Raw genomic sequence first — 14,858 nt, forward strand, 5'->3', positions numbered from 1 at the left:
CCAGCCCCCTGTATGGAATCGCTCAGTGCGCCAATGCCGCCGCCACTGCGGCTTCGGCCAAGGGGGCCATCTTTGCATAGCCCGCCGGCGTCGGATGCACGCCATCTTCGGCCAGCGCTGTGTCCAGTCCGCCGTCCGCATTACCCAGCGCTGCGTGGTAATCCAGGTATACCAGCCGTTGTTGCTCCGCGTAGCGCTTAAGCGCGGCATTCAGCGCGCGCACGCTGGCGGCCGGCTGCAGGCCGGGACGCCAGGGATAGGCGCTGACCGGCAGCACCGAAGACAGCACCACCTTGATGCCGTGCGCCTGCGCCAGCTCAACCATTGAATGCAGGTTGTCTTCGATCATCGCCTGGCTGGCCGGGCCGGTGTTGCCGGCGATGTCATTGGTGCCGGCCAGGATCACCACCACCGCAGGATGCAGCGCGATGACATCCTGCCGGAAGCGCAGCAGCATCTGCGCGGTGGTCTGCCCGGAGATGCCGCGGTTGACATAGCCCTTGCCCGGGAAGAAGCGCTCACTGCCGGTCGGGCCCCAGCCTTCGGTGATCGAATCACCGTAGAACACCACGCGCGCTTCGCCCTTGCGGGGCGCCGGCAATGTGGCGTTCTGTTCGCGGTAGTAAGCCAGCTGCGGCCAGTCCGACAGGCGCTGCTGCAGCGAGCGAACCTGCTGCGGCTGCAGCGATTCCGGCGCGGCGGTGAACAGCGGATCGGTCGCGGCGGGCTGCGCGTGGACCGTACCCAGCAGCGACGCAGCGGCAACAAGGATCGACAGAGGGTGCGACAGCTTGATCATCGGGCATCACGGAAAACACGGTACGGCGAAGGTACCACCCGCCCCATTACCAATTACATGGTTGACACGCCGCCGCGCCGCGCAGGAGCGTCGAACACGGCCCGGCGCGGGCGTATTACCGCCGCCGCTGCGCCCTGCGACCGCCGCGCCTTCACGCCACGGCGCGCCGCCACTGCCGATAGTGGCGGCATTCTTTCCAACTGCGCCCCGCCATGTCCCTGATTCCCGAGCGCCTGCAGCGTTTGCGGCGCTGGCCGCGCCCGGTGCGCATCCTGTTGGCCATACTGCTGGCGCTTTACCTGCTGTACCTGATCGCTGGTAATGTGTTTCTCAACACGCCGTTGTTCGACATGGTGACCAACCGCAAGCCGGAGAAATTCCAGCTGCGCAACGGGCCGGCGCTGACCCTGGTACCGGGCCATGCGGTGTTGTGGAACGTGCACGTGCGCGGCCAGGCCAATCGCACGGTCTACGTCTTCAGCGCCGAACGGGCCAGTGCCTTCATCTCGCTGCCGGCGCTGGTGCGCCGTGAGATCCACATCCCGCGCGTGGATGCGGCCGGCGTACGCGCGGTGGTTGAGCGCGTGGAAAAAGCGATTCCGCCGCCGCCGCGCGGTAACCGTGGCTGGACGGTGCGGATGGATGCGATCCACAGCGACAGCATCCGCAGCGGCCAGTTCGGCAAGCTGCTGATCTCCGGCAAGGCCAGCGCCACGGTGGGCTTCCTGAAGCAGATGAAGGGCGGCCCGTCCGAACTGTTCGATTCGAACGCCACCTTCGACGATGCGCGGATCAGCTGGGATGGCACCACCCTGCTGGACCAGGCGCACATCGAGGCGCGGGCCAGCTTCCCGCGCCACTACCGCGACGACGCGCCGGGGCTGCGCAAGCTCGGCATCCTGACCGCTGAGCTGGCCATCGATGGCCGCAGCCAAGCGGTACGCATCGACACCGCCGGTGCCCGTGCCACGGTGGGCACGGTGCCCTCCACGGCCCGCCTGCAGGGCCAGCTGGCGATGGACAATGGCACGTTGCGCCCGGGCGGACATGTAGTGTGGCGCCTGCCGGTGCACGCCGGCGAGCACGCCAAGGATCGTGGCCTGCTGGCACTGCAACTGGACGTGGCCGATGACATCCGGCTGCAGGCGCGCCTGCCCCGCGATGAGGCCAGCGGCAGCGAACTGGATGCCGACCTGCACATCGCCGGGCGCGAGATCCCCTTCCACGCGATGTCCGGGCTGCTGCCGCGCACGTCCGGGCAGCTGAAGGCGGCGTGGACCTTTGATTCGCTGAACTGGATCTCCGACTTGATCGTGCGCAAGCCATGGTTCCGGCTGGATGGCGGCGGCCTGTTGCGGGCCGACGTGAAGCTGGCCGATGGGCAGCTGGCACCGGGCAGCACCGCGGAGATTCCCAACGTGGCCGCCATCGCCGAGGTGGCAGGGGTACGGATGCAGGGCGATGCGCGGGCGCAGGGCCGGATTGTCGAAGGTCGCACCCCGCAGGTGCATATGCAGGTGGACGTGGACCAGTTCCGCGCCGCGCCGTCCGATGCGCCGTCGCAGGTGCTGTTCGACGGGCGCGCGCTGGTGTTGGAACTCAGCGGCGATGCGCGCCTGCAGGAACTGAAGGAAGGCGTGCGTGCGCGGCTGCGCTTCAACAACGCGCAGGTGCCGGACCTGACGCGCTACAACCGCTACCTGGGCAACGAACAAGTGAAGCTGCTGGGCGGCACCGGGCTGATCAGTGGGGACGTGGAGCTGGACGCCACCGGCCGCATCGGCACCGGCCGGGCCGACCTGAGCGGCCAGAATGCGCGCATGCAGGTGGCAGGCGTGGCGATGCGTGGCAATGCGCTGTTGAAAGCCCGCGTTCGGCGCGCCGATTTCAGCCAGAAACAATTCGACCTCGGCGGCACCACGGTACGCCTGCAGGAGGTGCGCGTGGCCGATTCCAAGGATGCCGGCTGGTGGGGCGAGGTGGCAGTGCGCAGTGGGCACCTGGCCGCGGCGGCGCCGCTGAGCGCCGATGCGGTGGCCGACATCACCCTGCGCGATGCCGGCCCGCTGCTGGATGCCTTCGGTGAGCGCAGCAGCTACCCGCGCTGGGTGCTGGGGCTGGTCGATTCCGGGCAGGTGCAGGCCAGCGGCCAACTGCGGCTTCGCCATGGCCAGTGGGTGGTGGATGACCTGCAGGCAGAAAACGCGCGGCTTTCGCTGCGCGGCCGGCTGGACCTGGGCAAGGCCGGCAAGCGCGGCGACCTGTACCTGCGCTGGGGCGTGCTGGGTGCCGCAGTGGAGCTGGACGGCAAACAGCGGCAGTGGCACCTGGCCGGTGCACGCGAGTGGTACGAACAACGCCCACGCTACCTGCCCGCCAAATAAACCGCGTCACCGCCCGGTTCAGCGGTGGCGTGATTCCAGCAGCGTGCGCACATCCTGCAGGCCCAGCCCGCGCGCGCGCAGCAGCACCAGCAGGTGGAACACCAGGTCGGAGGCTTCGCCCAGCAGGTCGTCGTCGCCCTGCACCACCGCGGCCAGCGCAGTCTCCACGCCTTCCTCGCCGACCTTCTGCGCGATACGGCGGATGCCACCGTCGAACAGCGAGGTGGTGTAACTGCCGGCCGGGCGCTGCGCCTCGCGCGTGGCCACCAGCTGGTCGAGCTGGCCGATGAAATCCTTCGGCGCCTGCGGGAAGCAGCTCTCCGCCCCGGTGTGGCAGGTCGGCCCGGCCGGGCGTGCCCGCACCAGCAACGTATCGGCATCGCAATCCACCGCGATCGACTGCACCGCCAGCACGTTGCCGGACTGCTCGCCCTTGGTCCACAGGCGCTGCTTGCTGCGGCTGAAGAAGGTCATGTGTCCGGTCTGCAACGTGACCTGCAGCGACTCCGCACTGACATAGCCCAGCATCAGCACCTGCAGGCTGTCAGCATCCTGCAGCACGGCCGGCAGCAGGCCATCCCCCTTGCTCCAGTCCAGGCCTTCCAGCGCCGCCGATCCCGGCAATACTTCAATAGACATCACGTACCTCGATCTGGTGCTCGCGCAGATAGCGCTTCAGTTCTGGAATGGCGATGGCGCCGCTGTGGAACACGCTGGCAGCCAGGGCACCATCGACATCGGCCTGGTCGAAGACCTGGGCGAAGTGATCGGGGGTGCCCGCCCCACCGGAGGCGATCAACGGCACGTGGCAGGCCGCACGCGCATGGCGCAGCTGCTCTACGTCGTAGCCGCGGCGCACGCCATCGCTGTCCATGCAGTTCAGTACGATCTCACCCGCGCCGCGTTGCTGCACTTCGCGCACCCAGTCCAGCGTACGCACGGCGACGGCCTGGGTCTTGGACGGGTCACCGGTGAAGCGGCGCACGCGCCACTGGCCATCGGCTTCGCGCACCGAGTCGATGCCCACCACGACGCACTGCACGCCGAACGCTTCGGCCAGTTCGGTGATCAGCTCCGGGCGGCCCAGCGCGGGCGAGTTGATCGAAATCTTGTCGGCCCCGGCATGCAGCACGCGCCGCGCGGTTTCCACGTCACTGATGCCACCGGCCACGCAGAACGGGATGTCGATCAGCCGCGCGATGCGCTCGATCCATCCCACGTCCACGCTGCGGCCATCCGGGCTGGCGCCGATGTCATAGAACACCAGCTCATCGGCCCCCTGGTCGCGGTAGCGCAGCGCCAGTTCGGCGATATCGCCCATGTCCACGTGGTCGCGGAAGCGCACGCCCTTGACCACGCGGCCATCGCGTACGTCCAGGCAGGGAATGATGCGGCGGCTCAACATGCCAGTGCCTCGGCCAGGTCCATCCGCTGCTCCAGCAGCGCCTTGCCAAGCACTGCGCCGCTGCAGCCGGCAGCGCGCGAGGCAGCCACGTCGGCCACGTCGCGGATGCCGCCGGAGGCCTGGATCGCCACGCCCGGCAGCAGCCCGGCCAGATGGCGGTACAGGTCAAGATTGGGACCGGCCAGCATGCCGTCGCGGGCAATATCAGTGCACAGCAGGTGGCGCATGCCGGCGGCGGCGTAGCGCTGGGCCAGGACATCCAGGGTGACGCCGGCGTTCTCGGTCCAGCCGTGGATCGGCAACTGCCACTGGCCGTCGTCATCCTGGCGCGCGTCCAGTGCGATGGTGATGCGCTCCGGCCCGAACTCGGCCAGCCAGCCGATCACCGCCTCCGGCTCGCGCACGGCCAGCGATCCGACCACGACCCGGCTGGCACCGGCCTGCAGGATGCGCTCGACGTCCGCGCGACCGCGCACGCCGCCGCCGGTCTGCACGTGCAGGCCCGCCTGCTGGCGGATCTGCGCCAGCAGCGGCGCCAGCGTATAGCCGCCGGCACGGGCGGCATCCAGGTCGACCAGGTGCATCCACTGTGCGCCCTGCCCGGCGAAGGCCTGCGCGCGCGGCAGCGGATCGTCGCCGTAGCGGGTTTCCTGGGCGTAGTCGCCCTGGCGCAGGCGCACCACGCGGCCTTCGCGGATATCAAGGGCGGGATAGACGATGAAACTCATTCGGCGGTGTCCTGCAGGAAGTTGCGCAACAGCAAGGCGCCGGTGTCACCGGAGCGTTCGGGGTGGTACTGCGCACCGAAGTAGCGGCCATGTTCGACCACCGCACTGAACAGCCCGCCATGGTCGCAGGCGGCCACGGTGTGCGCGTTCAACGGGGCGGCATAGCTGTGCACGAAATAGGCGCTGGCGCGTTCGGGGATATCGCGCAGCAGCGGCGACCCGCGCAGCGGCAACAGGCGGTTCCAGCCCATGTGCGGCACGCGGATGCCGGTGGCCGGTACGAGCTTGCGCACGGTGCCGGGGATCAGCCCCAGCGTCTGCACGCCACCGCCTTCTTCGGATCGCTCGAACAGCAGCTGCATGCCCAGGCAGATACCGAGCAGCGGTACTTCCAGCTGGCGCAGCGGCTCGAACAGGCCCTGCGCATGCAGGCGCTGCATGGCCGGCACCGCCGCACCGACGCCGGGCAGGATCACCCGCCGCGCGTCGCGCAGTCCGTCGGCATCGCGCACCAGCCGGACCTGCGCGCCCAGCCGCTCCAGCGCGTAGCGCACCGAACCGAGGTTGGCACCGCCGGCATCGATCAAGGCAACTTCGGTCACAGCGCCCCCTTGGTGCTGGGCAGCTCGGTGCCCTGCCGCGCCACGGCAGTGCGCAGCGCGCGCGCCAGCGCCTTGAAGCAGGCTTCCACCTTGTGGTGGTCGTTGTCACCGCGCACCTGCAGGTTCAGGTTCAACCCGGCCGCGTCGCACAGCGAGCGGAAGAAGTGCGGCACCAGCTCAGTGGGCAGGTCGCCGACGCGCTCGCGCTTGAATTCGCCATCGAACACGAAGTACGGACGTCCGCTGAAATCCAGCGCGGCGCTGGCCAGCGTCTCATCCATCGGCAGCGTGAAGCCGTAGCGGCCGATGCCGCGCTTGTCACCCAGCGCTTCACGCAGCGCCTGGCCCAGCGCCAGCCCGGTGTCTTCGATGGTGTGGTGTTCGTCGATGTGCAGGTCACCCTCGGCCTGGATGCGCACGGAGATGCCACCGTGCTTGCCGATCTGCTCCAGCATGTGGTCGAAGAACGGCAGGCCGGTGTGGATCCGTGGTTCGGCCTGGGCATCAAGGTCCAGTTCGACACGGATGCGGGTTTCCTTGGTGTTGCGCTGTACCACCGCGGTGCGCGGCGCATCGGCCAGCGCGTGGGCGATGGCCGGCCAGTCCCACTCACCGCCGAACTCTTCGGTACGCAGCTGGAAGCCGCGGATGTTGAGGTTCTGCGCGAACTGGATGTCGGTCAGGCGGTCGCCCACCATCGCCGAACGCGCCCAGTCGATGCTGCGGTCCTGCAGGTAGGCGGTCATCAGCCCGATACCCGGCTTGCGCGTGGGCAGGTTCTCGTGCGGCCAGCTGGCGTCGATCAGCACGTCACGGAACACGATGCCCTGGCTTTCGAACACATGCATCATCAGCGCGTGCGGTGCATCGAAGATCGCCTGCGGGTAGCTCTCGCTGCCCAGGCCGTCCTGGTTGCTGACGATGACGAACTGCCAGCCCGCGTCACGCAGCTTGATCAGCGCGGGAATGACATCGCGCACGAAGCGCAGTTTTTCATACGCGTCGATCTGGTGGTCGGCGGGCTCTTCGATCAGGGTGCCGTCGCGGTCGATGAACAGGATGGGGGTCATGCAGCGGCCCTCCAGGCCGAGAGCGCGGCAAGCACGCGTTGGTTTTCTTCGGTGCTGCCGATGCTGATGCGCAACGCATCGCCGAGCTGCGGCGCGGCGCGCTGGTCACGCACCACCACGCCTGCGGCCAGCAGCGCGTCGAACGCACCCTGCGCGTCGTCGAAGCGGACCAGCAGATAGTTGCCGGCCGAGGGATACACCTGGCGCACCCCGGCCACGGCCGCCAGTGCGGTGGACAGCCGCGCACGCTCCTGCACCACCTCGTCGATGCGGGCGCGGGTGGCGGCCAGCGCGGCCGGCTGCAGTGCCGCCAGTGCCAGTTCGGCACACGGCTGCGGCACCGGATACGGCGCCTGGCAACGGCGCAGCGCGGCGATGATTTCCGGCGCGGCGATCAGGCTTCCCACGCGCGCGGCGGCCAGCGCGTGCGCCTTGGACAGCGTGCGCAGCACGGCAAGATTGGGATGTTCGGCCAACAGCGTTGTTGCCGAGCGCTGGCTGCTGTATTCGATGTAGGCCTCATCCACCACTACGATGGCCCGGCCCTGCAGCGCCTGCGCGGTGCGGATGATGTCCGCGCTGCTGATCTCACTGCCTGCCGGGTTGGATGGCGAACACAGGAACACCAGCCGCGCACCCTGCCCGCATGCGGCGGCGATCACCGCATCGATGTCGACCTGCAGGCCGGCGGGGCCCTCCACCAGCGGGACCTCCAGCAGCGGTGCGCCCTGCAGCCGCGCGCAGACCGCGTACATGCCGAACACCGGCGGCGTGGCCAGCACCGCATCCACGCCAGGGCGGCAGAAAGCGCGCACCAGCAGATCGATGGCTTCATCGCTGCCGCGCCCGACCAGCACCTGTTGCGGCGTCACGCCGTACAACCCGGCCAGGGCCTGCAGCAAAGCCGGCGGCTGCGGATCCGGATAGCGCCGGCTGCTGCCAGTGGCATCGGCCGGATTGGCCCATGCCGATTCGTTGGCGTTCAGCCACACATCCCCCTGCAGCGCCGTGCTGCGCGCCGAGCTGTAGCCGGCGAAGGACTGCAGGTCCGGTCGCAGCAGCGCCAGCACGTCCTGCACGCTCGCGCTCATGCCACCACCTCCATGCGCAGCGCAACCGCACGTTCGTGCGCGTCCAGGCCTTCGGCGCTGGCCAGGATGCGCGCACATCCGCCGATGGCGGCGATGCCCTCGGCGCTGGCGCTCTGCACGCTGATGGTGTTCTGGAAGCTGGCCACGCTGACCCCGCTCCAGGCCCGCGCTGCGCCGGCGGTGGGCAGCACGTGGTTGGTGCCGCTGCAGTAGTCACCGAGCGCTTCGGGGGTGTAATCGCCGAGGAACACCGAACCGGCCGCCTGCACCTGGCTCAGCCAGGCGCGCGGTTCGCGCAGCGCCAGGATCAGGTGTTCCGGTGCATAGCGGTTGCTGATATCGAAGGCGTCCTGCAGGCGATCCACCTGGATCAGCCGGGACGCGCCCAGTGCCTGGCGTGCGATGGTTTCGCGCGGCAACAGCGCCACCTGGCGCTCCACTTCGGCTTCCACCGCCTGCAACATCGCGGCATCGTCGGTCAGCATCAGCACCTGCGAATCCGGGCCGTGTTCGGCCTGGGACAGCAGATCGGCGGCAACGAAGGCGGGGTTGGCGCCGGCATCGGCGATCACCAGCACCTCAGACGGACCGGCCGGCATGTCGATGGCCACCATGCCGTCCTGCGCCACTTGCTGTTTGGCTTCGGTCACGAAGGAGTTGCCCGGGCCGAACAGCTTGTCGCAGGCCGGTACGCTGGCCGTGCCATAGGCCATCGCGGCAATGGCCTGCGCGCCGCCCAGCTTGAACACGCGCTGCACGCCGGTCAGGCGCGCGGCCACCAGGACAGCGGGGTCGGCACTGCCATCGGCGCGCGGCGGCGTGCACAGCACCACCTGCGGGCAGCCAGCCAACGCCGCTGGCACGCCCAGCATCAGTGCGGTGGACGGCAGCGGCGCGCTGCCCGCCGGCACATATAGACCGACCCGGCCAATCGGCCGGATCATCCGCTCGCAGTGCACGCCCGGCGCGGTTTCCACCGCATAGCCCTGGCTCATGCCGGCTTCGTGGAAACGCCGGATGCGCGCGGCGGCTTCTTCCATCGCCGCGCGCAGCTCGGCGGCCACGGCCTGCTCGGCTGCGTCGAACTCGGCGGCGGTCACTTCGATGTCATCCAGCTGCACCCGATCAAAGCGGGCGGTGATCCCACGCAGGGCCTCGTCGCCGTCGGCACGTACCTGCGCGATCAACGCGGCTACCGCTTCGCGGGTCTGCGCGGCGACGGCATGCACGGGGCGCTGCAAGGCCTCGGCGCGGGCCAGTTCAGTGAGTTCCGACCAGTTCAGACGGTTCATGCCAGCGACCGCTCCACGCTCAATACCATCAGGCCCTGGGCGCCTGCGCGCTCCAGATCTTCCAACCGCTGCCAGGTCAAAGCGCCGTGGCACATGGTCTGCAGACGCAGGTGCCCGCCGTCGTCGGGAAGCTGCACCAGCGGGTCGGCATCGGGCAGCAGGCGGGTCAGTTCGGACACGCGGTCCAGCGCGGCGCGGAACATCAGCAGCTTGCTGTCGCGCACCTTGACCACGCCATCCAGCCGCCGCAGCAGCATCGCCATCAGGCCGGCGCGGGCGTCGTCGGGGGTTCTTACCGGGCCGGCCAGCACCGCTTCGCTTTCCAGCAGCGTTTCCACCGGCTTGAGCTGGTTGGCGGCCAGCGTGGCGCCGCTGGATACCAGATCGCAGATCAGGTCGGCGGTGCCCAGACGCGGCGCGATTTCCACCGAGCCGGACAGCTCCACTACCTGCGCATCCACGCCGCGCGCGGCCAGCCAGTCGGCCAGGATCGCCGGGTAGCTGGTGGCGATGCGCTTGCCGGCCAGCTGCTCAACGCCGGTCCATTGCCATTCCTCGGGCACCGCCAGCATCAACCGGCACTGCCCGAAATTCAGGCCACGCAGCGCCTGGTAGGCGTCCGGCAAGCCGATCCGGCGGCGGGCAGCACCCTGCTCGTCCAGCTCGTTGCGGCCGACGATGCCGAAGTCGCAGACACCATCGGCGATCAGCCCCGGGATGTCGTCGTCGCGGACCAGCAGCAGGTCCACCGGCAGCGATTCGCCGTAGCAGAACAGCTTGTCGCGGCTCTGCCGCCAGCTCAGCCCGCAGGCCGTGAGCAGGCTGCGCGCCGGCTCGGCCAGCCGCCCGTTCTTCTGGATGGCGATCCGCAGCCGGTCACGGGCCGGGGCGTTCTGGGTTGCACTCATGGGGGAGGCTCTCTTACTTGGATTCGGGGAACGAAGGCGTGGCAATGACAGCAATGGCGGCGGCATAGCCGCCGTGGCCATGCTCCAGCGAACGCGCCACGCGCCCGGTGGTGGTAACACTGACGCCGGTCAGTTCATGGATTTCGCGATACGGCACGCCCTGCTGCAGCAGCGGCACCACCTTCCAGCGGTCCGACAGCGCCTCCAGCTCGGCCGGCGTGCACAGGTCGCGCAGGAACGCGGTGACCTGTTCGGCGCTGGACAGCGCGGCGAGGGCCGCAGCCAAGCAGGCCAGATCGGCCTGGGCGTCTTTTTCTCGGGGAGCAGGGCGTAGTTTCATCGTACCAATGTAATAGCGTGCTATTACATTAGCGCAAACCGCGGTGCAGGGTCAAACCGGGTTGCTGCTGGGGCCGGTTGGTCGGGGACGGAAACGAAAAACGCCCGCTGAGCGGGCGTTTGTATTGGTATCGGGTGGTCAAGTGCGTACCGACGAACGGTCGTTACCTATCTAACGGCACCTTACCTCGGCGCGGAGGGCGCCGCTGCGCAGGCATTCGCCGAACAGGCTGCCCTGGCGGCTCGGGACGGACTGGACGGCCTCCAGCTCCCCTGCCCCGTCCGGGCACTTCTGCGCGGCCAACCCGCGCAGGTCACGCTGCAGCTGCTCCGGGTCGAACACGTGGCAGCGGTCGGCCGTCAGCTGGTACTGGCCCGGCCCGATGCGCTGGCCATGCAGCGCAGGATCGGTCCGGCACGCGGTCAGCAGGAGCAGCAACGTTGCCGCCGCCCCCAACCGCCTCACGGCATGACCTTGGCCTGCTCCAGTTCCACCTGCAGGGTGCTGGCCAGGTCCTCGCGGGAGACCTCGAACTGCTGCTCCCGCAACAGGTCCTTCACCGCCACCACGCCACGGGCCAGCTCATCCTCGCCCGCCAGCACAACGAAGCGGATCCCGGCCTTGGCCGCGTACTGGAACTGCTTGCCGATCTTCTTCGGCTCCATCTGCACTTCGGCGTTGATGCCACCGGCGCGCAGGCGGCGGGCGATGTCCAGCGACTGCGGCAGGCTGGCCTCGTCCATCAGCGCGACCAGCGCGTGCACGCTGCTGTCTTCGATCCCGGCGATCAGGCCGGCTTCGCGCAGCTGCCAGAACAGACGGGTCAGGCCGATGGAAATGCCCACGCCCGGCAGCTTGGACTTGCTGTAGTGGCTGGCCAGGTCTTCGTAACGGCCACCGGAGCAGATCGAACCGATCTGCGGGTGGTCGGTCAGCGTGGTTTCGTACACGGTGCCGGTGTAGTAATCCAGGCCGCGCGCGATGGAGAAATTCAGGCAGTACGCGGTTTCCGGCACGCCCAGCGCCTTGACCAGCTGCAACACTTCGCGCAGCTCGGCCACGCCCACCCTCAGCGTCTCGCTGGCGGCCGGATCAGCCAACAGCGCATCCAGCTGCGCCAACGCGTCGGCATGGCTGCTGGAGCGGACCGCGACGAAGGCCAGGATCCGCTCGACCTGCTCGGCCGGGATCCCAAAGCCTTCGCCCACCAGCGTTTCGCGCACGTAGTCGGGGCCGCGCTTGTCCAGCTTGTCCACTTCGCGCAGCACCGCCAACTGGCGTTCGCCTTCGGCCACGCCGAGGGTTTCGAAGAAACCACGCAGCAGCTTGCGGTTGTTCAGCTGGACAGCGAAATCGCCGATGCGCAGCTCCGAGAACACCGCGTGGATCACCGCCAGTACTTCAGCGTCGTAGCGGATGCTCAGTGCATCCTTGCCGATCACATCGATATCGCACTGGTAGAACTCACGGAAGCGGCCGCGCTGGGCGCGCTCGCCACGGTAGACGCGCTGCATCTGGTAACGGCGGAACGGGAAGGTCAGCTCGTGCTCGTGTTCGGCCACGTAACGCGCCAGCGGCACGGTCAGGTCGAAGCGCAGCGCCAGTTCCGGCAGGGAGGTATCACCGGTCTGCGCGGCATTGGCCAACGCACCGGTGGACTGCACGAAATACACCTGGCGCTCGGTCTCGCCGCCGGATTTGGTCAGCAGCACATCGGACAGCTCGAACACCGGGGTTTCCACCGGCAGGAACCCGAACCGCTCGTAGTTGCGGCGGATGACGTCCAGCATGCGCTGGAACGCAATCTGCTCGCGCGGCAGCAGTTCCATGATGCCGGGCGGGGTACGGGGCTTGATCACGTGGGGCTCCTGCGAAAAACGGGGGGAAGGACAAGGGCGGTTATTGTAGCGGTTGCGCCGCCTGCCGCGCCCGCGCCAGGCCAACGGGGGCGCATGGCGTATCATGAGCACTTCCCTGCTGCGCGCCTCGTCCCCACGCCATGTCGCGTCCTGATCCCGCCCCCGCCGGCTGTACCACGCTGGACTGCACCCACTGTTCGGTGCGCCACCTTGCCGTGTGTTCGGCGCTGTCGCCCGAAGAAGGGCAGGCACTGGAAGCGGTGACCGCGTCCCAACAGGTCGCCATGGGCGCGACCCTGGCGCGCAGTGGTGAGCCGCGCCAGCATGTCTACACCTTGACCCACGGCGCATTGCGGCTGGTGCGCACGCTGTCCGATGGCCGCCGCCAGATCACCGGCTTCGTGCTGCCCGGCGATTACCTGGGCTTGAGCAGCAGCGACCATCATCGCCACGACGTGGAAGCCATCGCCGACAGCCGGGTCTGCCGGGTATCGGTGGCGCACATGCGCGTGCTGCGCAGCCGCTACCCGCACCTGGAACGCAAGCTCCTGCAGCGTGCCTGCCAGGCGCTGGATGACGCGCAGGATGCCGCATTGTCGCTGGCCCGCCTGCAACCCACCGAAAAAGTGGCCGACTTCCTGCTGCGGCTGGCCGAGCGCGAAGCGCGGCTGGGCGGTGACCCCCTGCGGGTTACCCTGCCGATGGGCCGCGGTGACATTGCCGACCATCTCGGGCTGACCATGGAAACGGTCAGCCGCACCTTCACCCGCTTGCGCCAGCAGGCGTTGATCGCCCTGCCCCACCTGAACGTGGTGGAGCTGCTGGACGAACCGGCGCTGCGGACGCTGGCAACCGGGTAAGGGGCTCCACGCGGGCGGCAGCTGGGGTGCAGCCGGACACCGGCCGCGCTGCGCGCTCGCCGACCATGGGTCGGCGCTACCGCACTCCGGCGCCATGTGGTGGTCTGGGCGCTGGCCGACCGTGGGTCGGCGCTACCGTGCACCGGCACCATGTTCTGGTAGCGCCGAGCCATGCTCGGCGGCTTCTCGTTCCGGCATCGGGAAGCCGGCCTGCAGCACCGTACGGAATGCTGCATAGTCGGCTGCCAGCGGCTCGGCATGTGCTGGCCTGCGCAGCAGCGCGCCCAGCGTCGGCGGCACGGGCAGCGCCTCGCCGATCAACGGCTCCACCACTGATTCGAACTTGGCCGGGTGTGCGGTGGCCACCACCGCCCAGTCCCCCTTGGCTCCCTTGGCGCGCAGCGCGTTGAGCACCGTGACCGCAGTGGCGGTATGCGGGCAGAACACTTCGCCACTACCGGCATGCGCGCTGGCGATGGTCGCGCGGATCGCCACGTCATCCACCGCCTCCGCAGTGAAGGCCTGGCGCAACGCCACGTCATCGCCGTTGAACAGCCAGCGCAGCCGTTCGAAGTTGCTCGGCGTGCCCACATCCATGGCGTTGGCGGTGGTGGCCACGCTGTGGGCGGGCTGGTAGTCAGCGCCGGCGAAGTAGCGCGGCAGCACGTCGTTGGCATTGGTTGCCAGCGCGATGCTCCCGATCGGCAGGCCGATGCCCCGGGCCAGGATCGCGGCCATCGCGTTGCCCAGGTTGCCGGTCGGGATCACCAGGTTCAGCGCTGCCCTGCCCGCCTGCTGGTGCTGGAGTGCGGCGTGGGCGTAGTAACTCATCTGCGGCAGCAACCGGCCCAGGCTGATGCTGTTGGCCGAGCTGAGCGGAACCATAGCCTGCAGCTCGCCATCGCCGAGTGCCTGCTTGACCAGCGCCTGGCAGTCATCGAACGAACCGGCAACGCGGAAGGCCTGGATGTTGTCGCCGAAGCAGCCCAGCTGGTGCGCCTGGCGCGGCGACACCCGGCCATCGGGATACAGCACCACCACGCGCAGACCCGGCTGGCCGTGGAAGGCCGCCGCCACCGCCGCACCGGTATCACCGGAGGTGGCTACCACGATCGTCAGCGGCTTCGGCTCGCCATTGCGCAAGCGTGCCAGGGTGGCGGCGAGGAAGCGCGCACCGACATCCTTGAACGCGGCGGTCGGTCCATGAAACAGCTCCAACACGTGGTCGCCGCGACGCGGCAAGGCTCGTAGCGGTACCGGGAAATCAAAGGCTTCGGCGCAGATCGCCGGCAGCGCGTCGGCCAGCGGATCGCCTTCGAAGAACGGTGCCAGCACCTGCGCGGCGGTCTGCGCCAGGCTCGGCGTGGCGATCCATTCGCGCGGCGCGGGCAGCTGTTCGGGCACGTACAGGCCGCCATCCGGAGCCAGCCCGGCGGCGATCGCCGCACTCAACGAAACGGCCGGGGACTGGCCGCGGGTAGAGACAAAGCGCATCGCACGATCCTGTAAGGAAGAAGAGT

The 14,858-nt window shown here is 68.8% G+C and carries 14 protein-coding genes and 1 pseudogene; 2 read left to right on the forward strand and 13 right to left on the reverse strand.

Annotated elements, in window-relative coordinates:
• Window positions 1–22 precede the first annotated feature (22 nt).
• A complete protein-coding gene (locus SOM47_RS00925; RefSeq protein WP_320504520.1) occupies window positions 23–799 on the reverse strand; it encodes an SGNH/GDSL hydrolase family protein in 777 nt (258 codons plus the stop codon).
• A gap of 221 nt (window positions 800–1,020) precedes the next feature.
• On the opposite strand from SOM47_RS00925, the gene SOM47_RS00930 reads away from it, so the two are divergent.
• Entirely contained in the window at window positions 1,021–3,183 is a 2,163-nt protein-coding gene (locus SOM47_RS00930; RefSeq protein ID WP_414715763.1) for a translocation/assembly module TamB domain-containing protein, read from the forward strand.
• A gap of 18 nt (window positions 3,184–3,201) precedes the next feature.
• Here the strand turns inward: SOM47_RS00930 and hisIE are convergent, their stop codons facing one another.
• From hisIE to hisS, 11 genes are all read right to left on the reverse strand, one after another.
• Window positions 3,202–3,822 (reverse strand): bifunctional phosphoribosyl-AMP cyclohydrolase/phosphoribosyl-ATP diphosphatase HisIE, encoded by a 621-nt coding sequence (hisIE, locus tag SOM47_RS00935; protein ID WP_320504522.1) that lies wholly within the window; start codon window positions 3,820–3,822, stop codon window positions 3,202–3,204.
• Window positions 3,812–4,588: an imidazole glycerol phosphate synthase subunit HisF gene (gene hisF / locus SOM47_RS00940; protein ID WP_042612530.1), complete on the reverse strand. Its 777-nt coding sequence runs from the start codon at window positions 4,586–4,588 to the stop codon at window positions 3,812–3,814. Before hisF ends, hisIE begins: the two co-directional genes overlap by 11 nt.
• A complete protein-coding gene (hisA, locus tag SOM47_RS00945; protein WP_320504523.1) occupies window positions 4,582–5,316 on the reverse strand; it encodes a 1-(5-phosphoribosyl)-5-[(5-phosphoribosylamino)methylideneamino]imidazole-4-carboxamide isomerase in 735 nt (244 codons plus the stop codon). Before hisA ends, hisF begins: the two co-directional genes overlap by 7 nt.
• Window positions 5,313–5,918: an imidazole glycerol phosphate synthase subunit HisH gene (gene hisH / locus SOM47_RS00950; RefSeq protein ID WP_192083704.1), complete on the reverse strand. Its 606-nt coding sequence runs from the start codon at window positions 5,916–5,918 to the stop codon at window positions 5,313–5,315. Before hisH ends, hisA begins: the two co-directional genes overlap by 4 nt.
• Entirely contained in the window at window positions 5,915–6,988 is a 1,074-nt protein-coding gene (gene hisB, locus SOM47_RS00955) for a bifunctional histidinol-phosphatase/imidazoleglycerol-phosphate dehydratase HisB (protein WP_042612527.1), read from the reverse strand. Before hisB ends, hisH begins: the two co-directional genes overlap by 4 nt.
• Window positions 6,985–8,079: a histidinol-phosphate transaminase gene (gene hisC / locus SOM47_RS00960; protein WP_320504524.1), complete on the reverse strand. Its 1,095-nt coding sequence runs from the start codon at window positions 8,077–8,079 to the stop codon at window positions 6,985–6,987. Before hisC ends, hisB begins: the two co-directional genes overlap by 4 nt.
• Window positions 8,076–9,371, reverse strand: coding sequence for a histidinol dehydrogenase (gene hisD, locus SOM47_RS00965; protein ID WP_320504525.1), 1,296 nt, complete (start codon window positions 9,369–9,371; stop codon window positions 8,076–8,078). Before hisD ends, hisC begins: the two co-directional genes overlap by 4 nt.
• Complete coding sequence (hisG, locus tag SOM47_RS00970) at window positions 9,368–10,279, reverse strand: ATP phosphoribosyltransferase (protein WP_192083707.1); 912 nt, start codon at window positions 10,277–10,279, stop codon at window positions 9,368–9,370. The genes hisD and hisG overlap by 4 nt, the downstream gene beginning before the upstream one ends.
• A 13-nt stretch (window positions 10,280–10,292) precedes the next feature.
• Window positions 10,293–10,619, reverse strand: a complete 327-nt coding sequence (locus tag SOM47_RS00975; RefSeq protein WP_192083708.1) for a YerC/YecD family TrpR-related protein — start codon at window positions 10,617–10,619, stop codon at window positions 10,293–10,295.
• Window positions 10,620–10,790: 171 nt separating this feature from the next.
• On the reverse strand, window positions 10,791–11,057 hold the full coding sequence (locus tag SOM47_RS00980) for a hypothetical protein (RefSeq protein WP_320504526.1): 267 nt from the start codon (window positions 11,055–11,057) through the stop codon (window positions 10,791–10,793).
• A gap of 23 nt (window positions 11,058–11,080) precedes the next feature.
• Complete coding sequence (gene hisS, locus SOM47_RS00985; protein WP_320504527.1) at window positions 11,081–12,478, reverse strand: histidine--tRNA ligase; 1,398 nt, start codon at window positions 12,476–12,478, stop codon at window positions 11,081–11,083.
• A gap of 140 nt (window positions 12,479–12,618) precedes the next feature.
• Between hisS and SOM47_RS00990 the strand changes: the two genes are divergently transcribed.
• Complete coding sequence (locus SOM47_RS00990; RefSeq protein ID WP_320504528.1) at window positions 12,619–13,338, forward strand: Crp/Fnr family transcriptional regulator; 720 nt, start codon at window positions 12,619–12,621, stop codon at window positions 13,336–13,338.
• Window positions 13,339–13,551: 213 nt separating this feature from the next.
• Here the strand turns inward: SOM47_RS00990 and thrC are convergent.
• Window positions 13,552–14,832, reverse strand: a pseudogene (gene thrC, locus SOM47_RS00995) (threonine synthase); the annotation flags it as partial.
• Between the last annotated feature and the right edge of the window lie 26 nt (window positions 14,833–14,858).

Source organism: Stenotrophomonas sp. CFBP8980, assembly GCF_034046095.1.
In the GTDB taxonomy this organism is placed as follows: Bacteria; Pseudomonadota; Gammaproteobacteria; order Xanthomonadales; family Xanthomonadaceae; genus Stenotrophomonas; species Stenotrophomonas lacuserhaii.

Bases quoted from the DNA above. Each gene is read 5' to 3' on its own strand.
- hisIE (WP_320504522.1), bottom strand. From the start codon at position 3,822: ATGTCTATTGAAGTATTGCCGGGATCGGCGGCGCTGGAAGGCCTGGAC.
- SOM47_RS00925 (WP_320504520.1), bottom strand. From the start codon at position 799: ATGATCAAGCTGTCGCACCCTCTGTCGATCCTTGTTGCCGCTGCGTCG.
- hisD (WP_320504525.1), bottom strand. From the start codon at position 9,371: ATGAACCGTCTGAACTGGTCGGAACTCACTGAACTGGCCCGCGCCGAG.
- hisF (WP_042612530.1), bottom strand. From the start codon at position 4,588: ATGTTGAGCCGCCGCATCATTCCCTGCCTGGACGTACGCGATGGCCGC.
- hisG (WP_192083707.1), bottom strand. From the start codon at position 10,279: ATGAGTGCAACCCAGAACGCCCCGGCCCGTGACCGGCTGCGGATCGCC.
- hisC (WP_320504524.1), bottom strand. From the start codon at position 8,079: ATGAGCGCGAGCGTGCAGGACGTGCTGGCGCTGCTGCGACCGGACCTG.
- hisB (WP_042612527.1), bottom strand. From the start codon at position 6,988: ATGACCCCCATCCTGTTCATCGACCGCGACGGCACCCTGATCGAAGAG.
- SOM47_RS00975 (WP_192083708.1), bottom strand. From the start codon at position 10,619: ATGAAACTACGCCCTGCTCCCCGAGAAAAAGACGCCCAGGCCGATCTG.
- hisA (WP_320504523.1), bottom strand. From the start codon at position 5,316: ATGAGTTTCATCGTCTATCCCGCCCTTGATATCCGCGAAGGCCGCGTG.
- SOM47_RS00990 (WP_320504528.1), top strand. From the start codon at position 12,619: ATGTCGCGTCCTGATCCCGCCCCCGCCGGCTGTACCACGCTGGACTGC.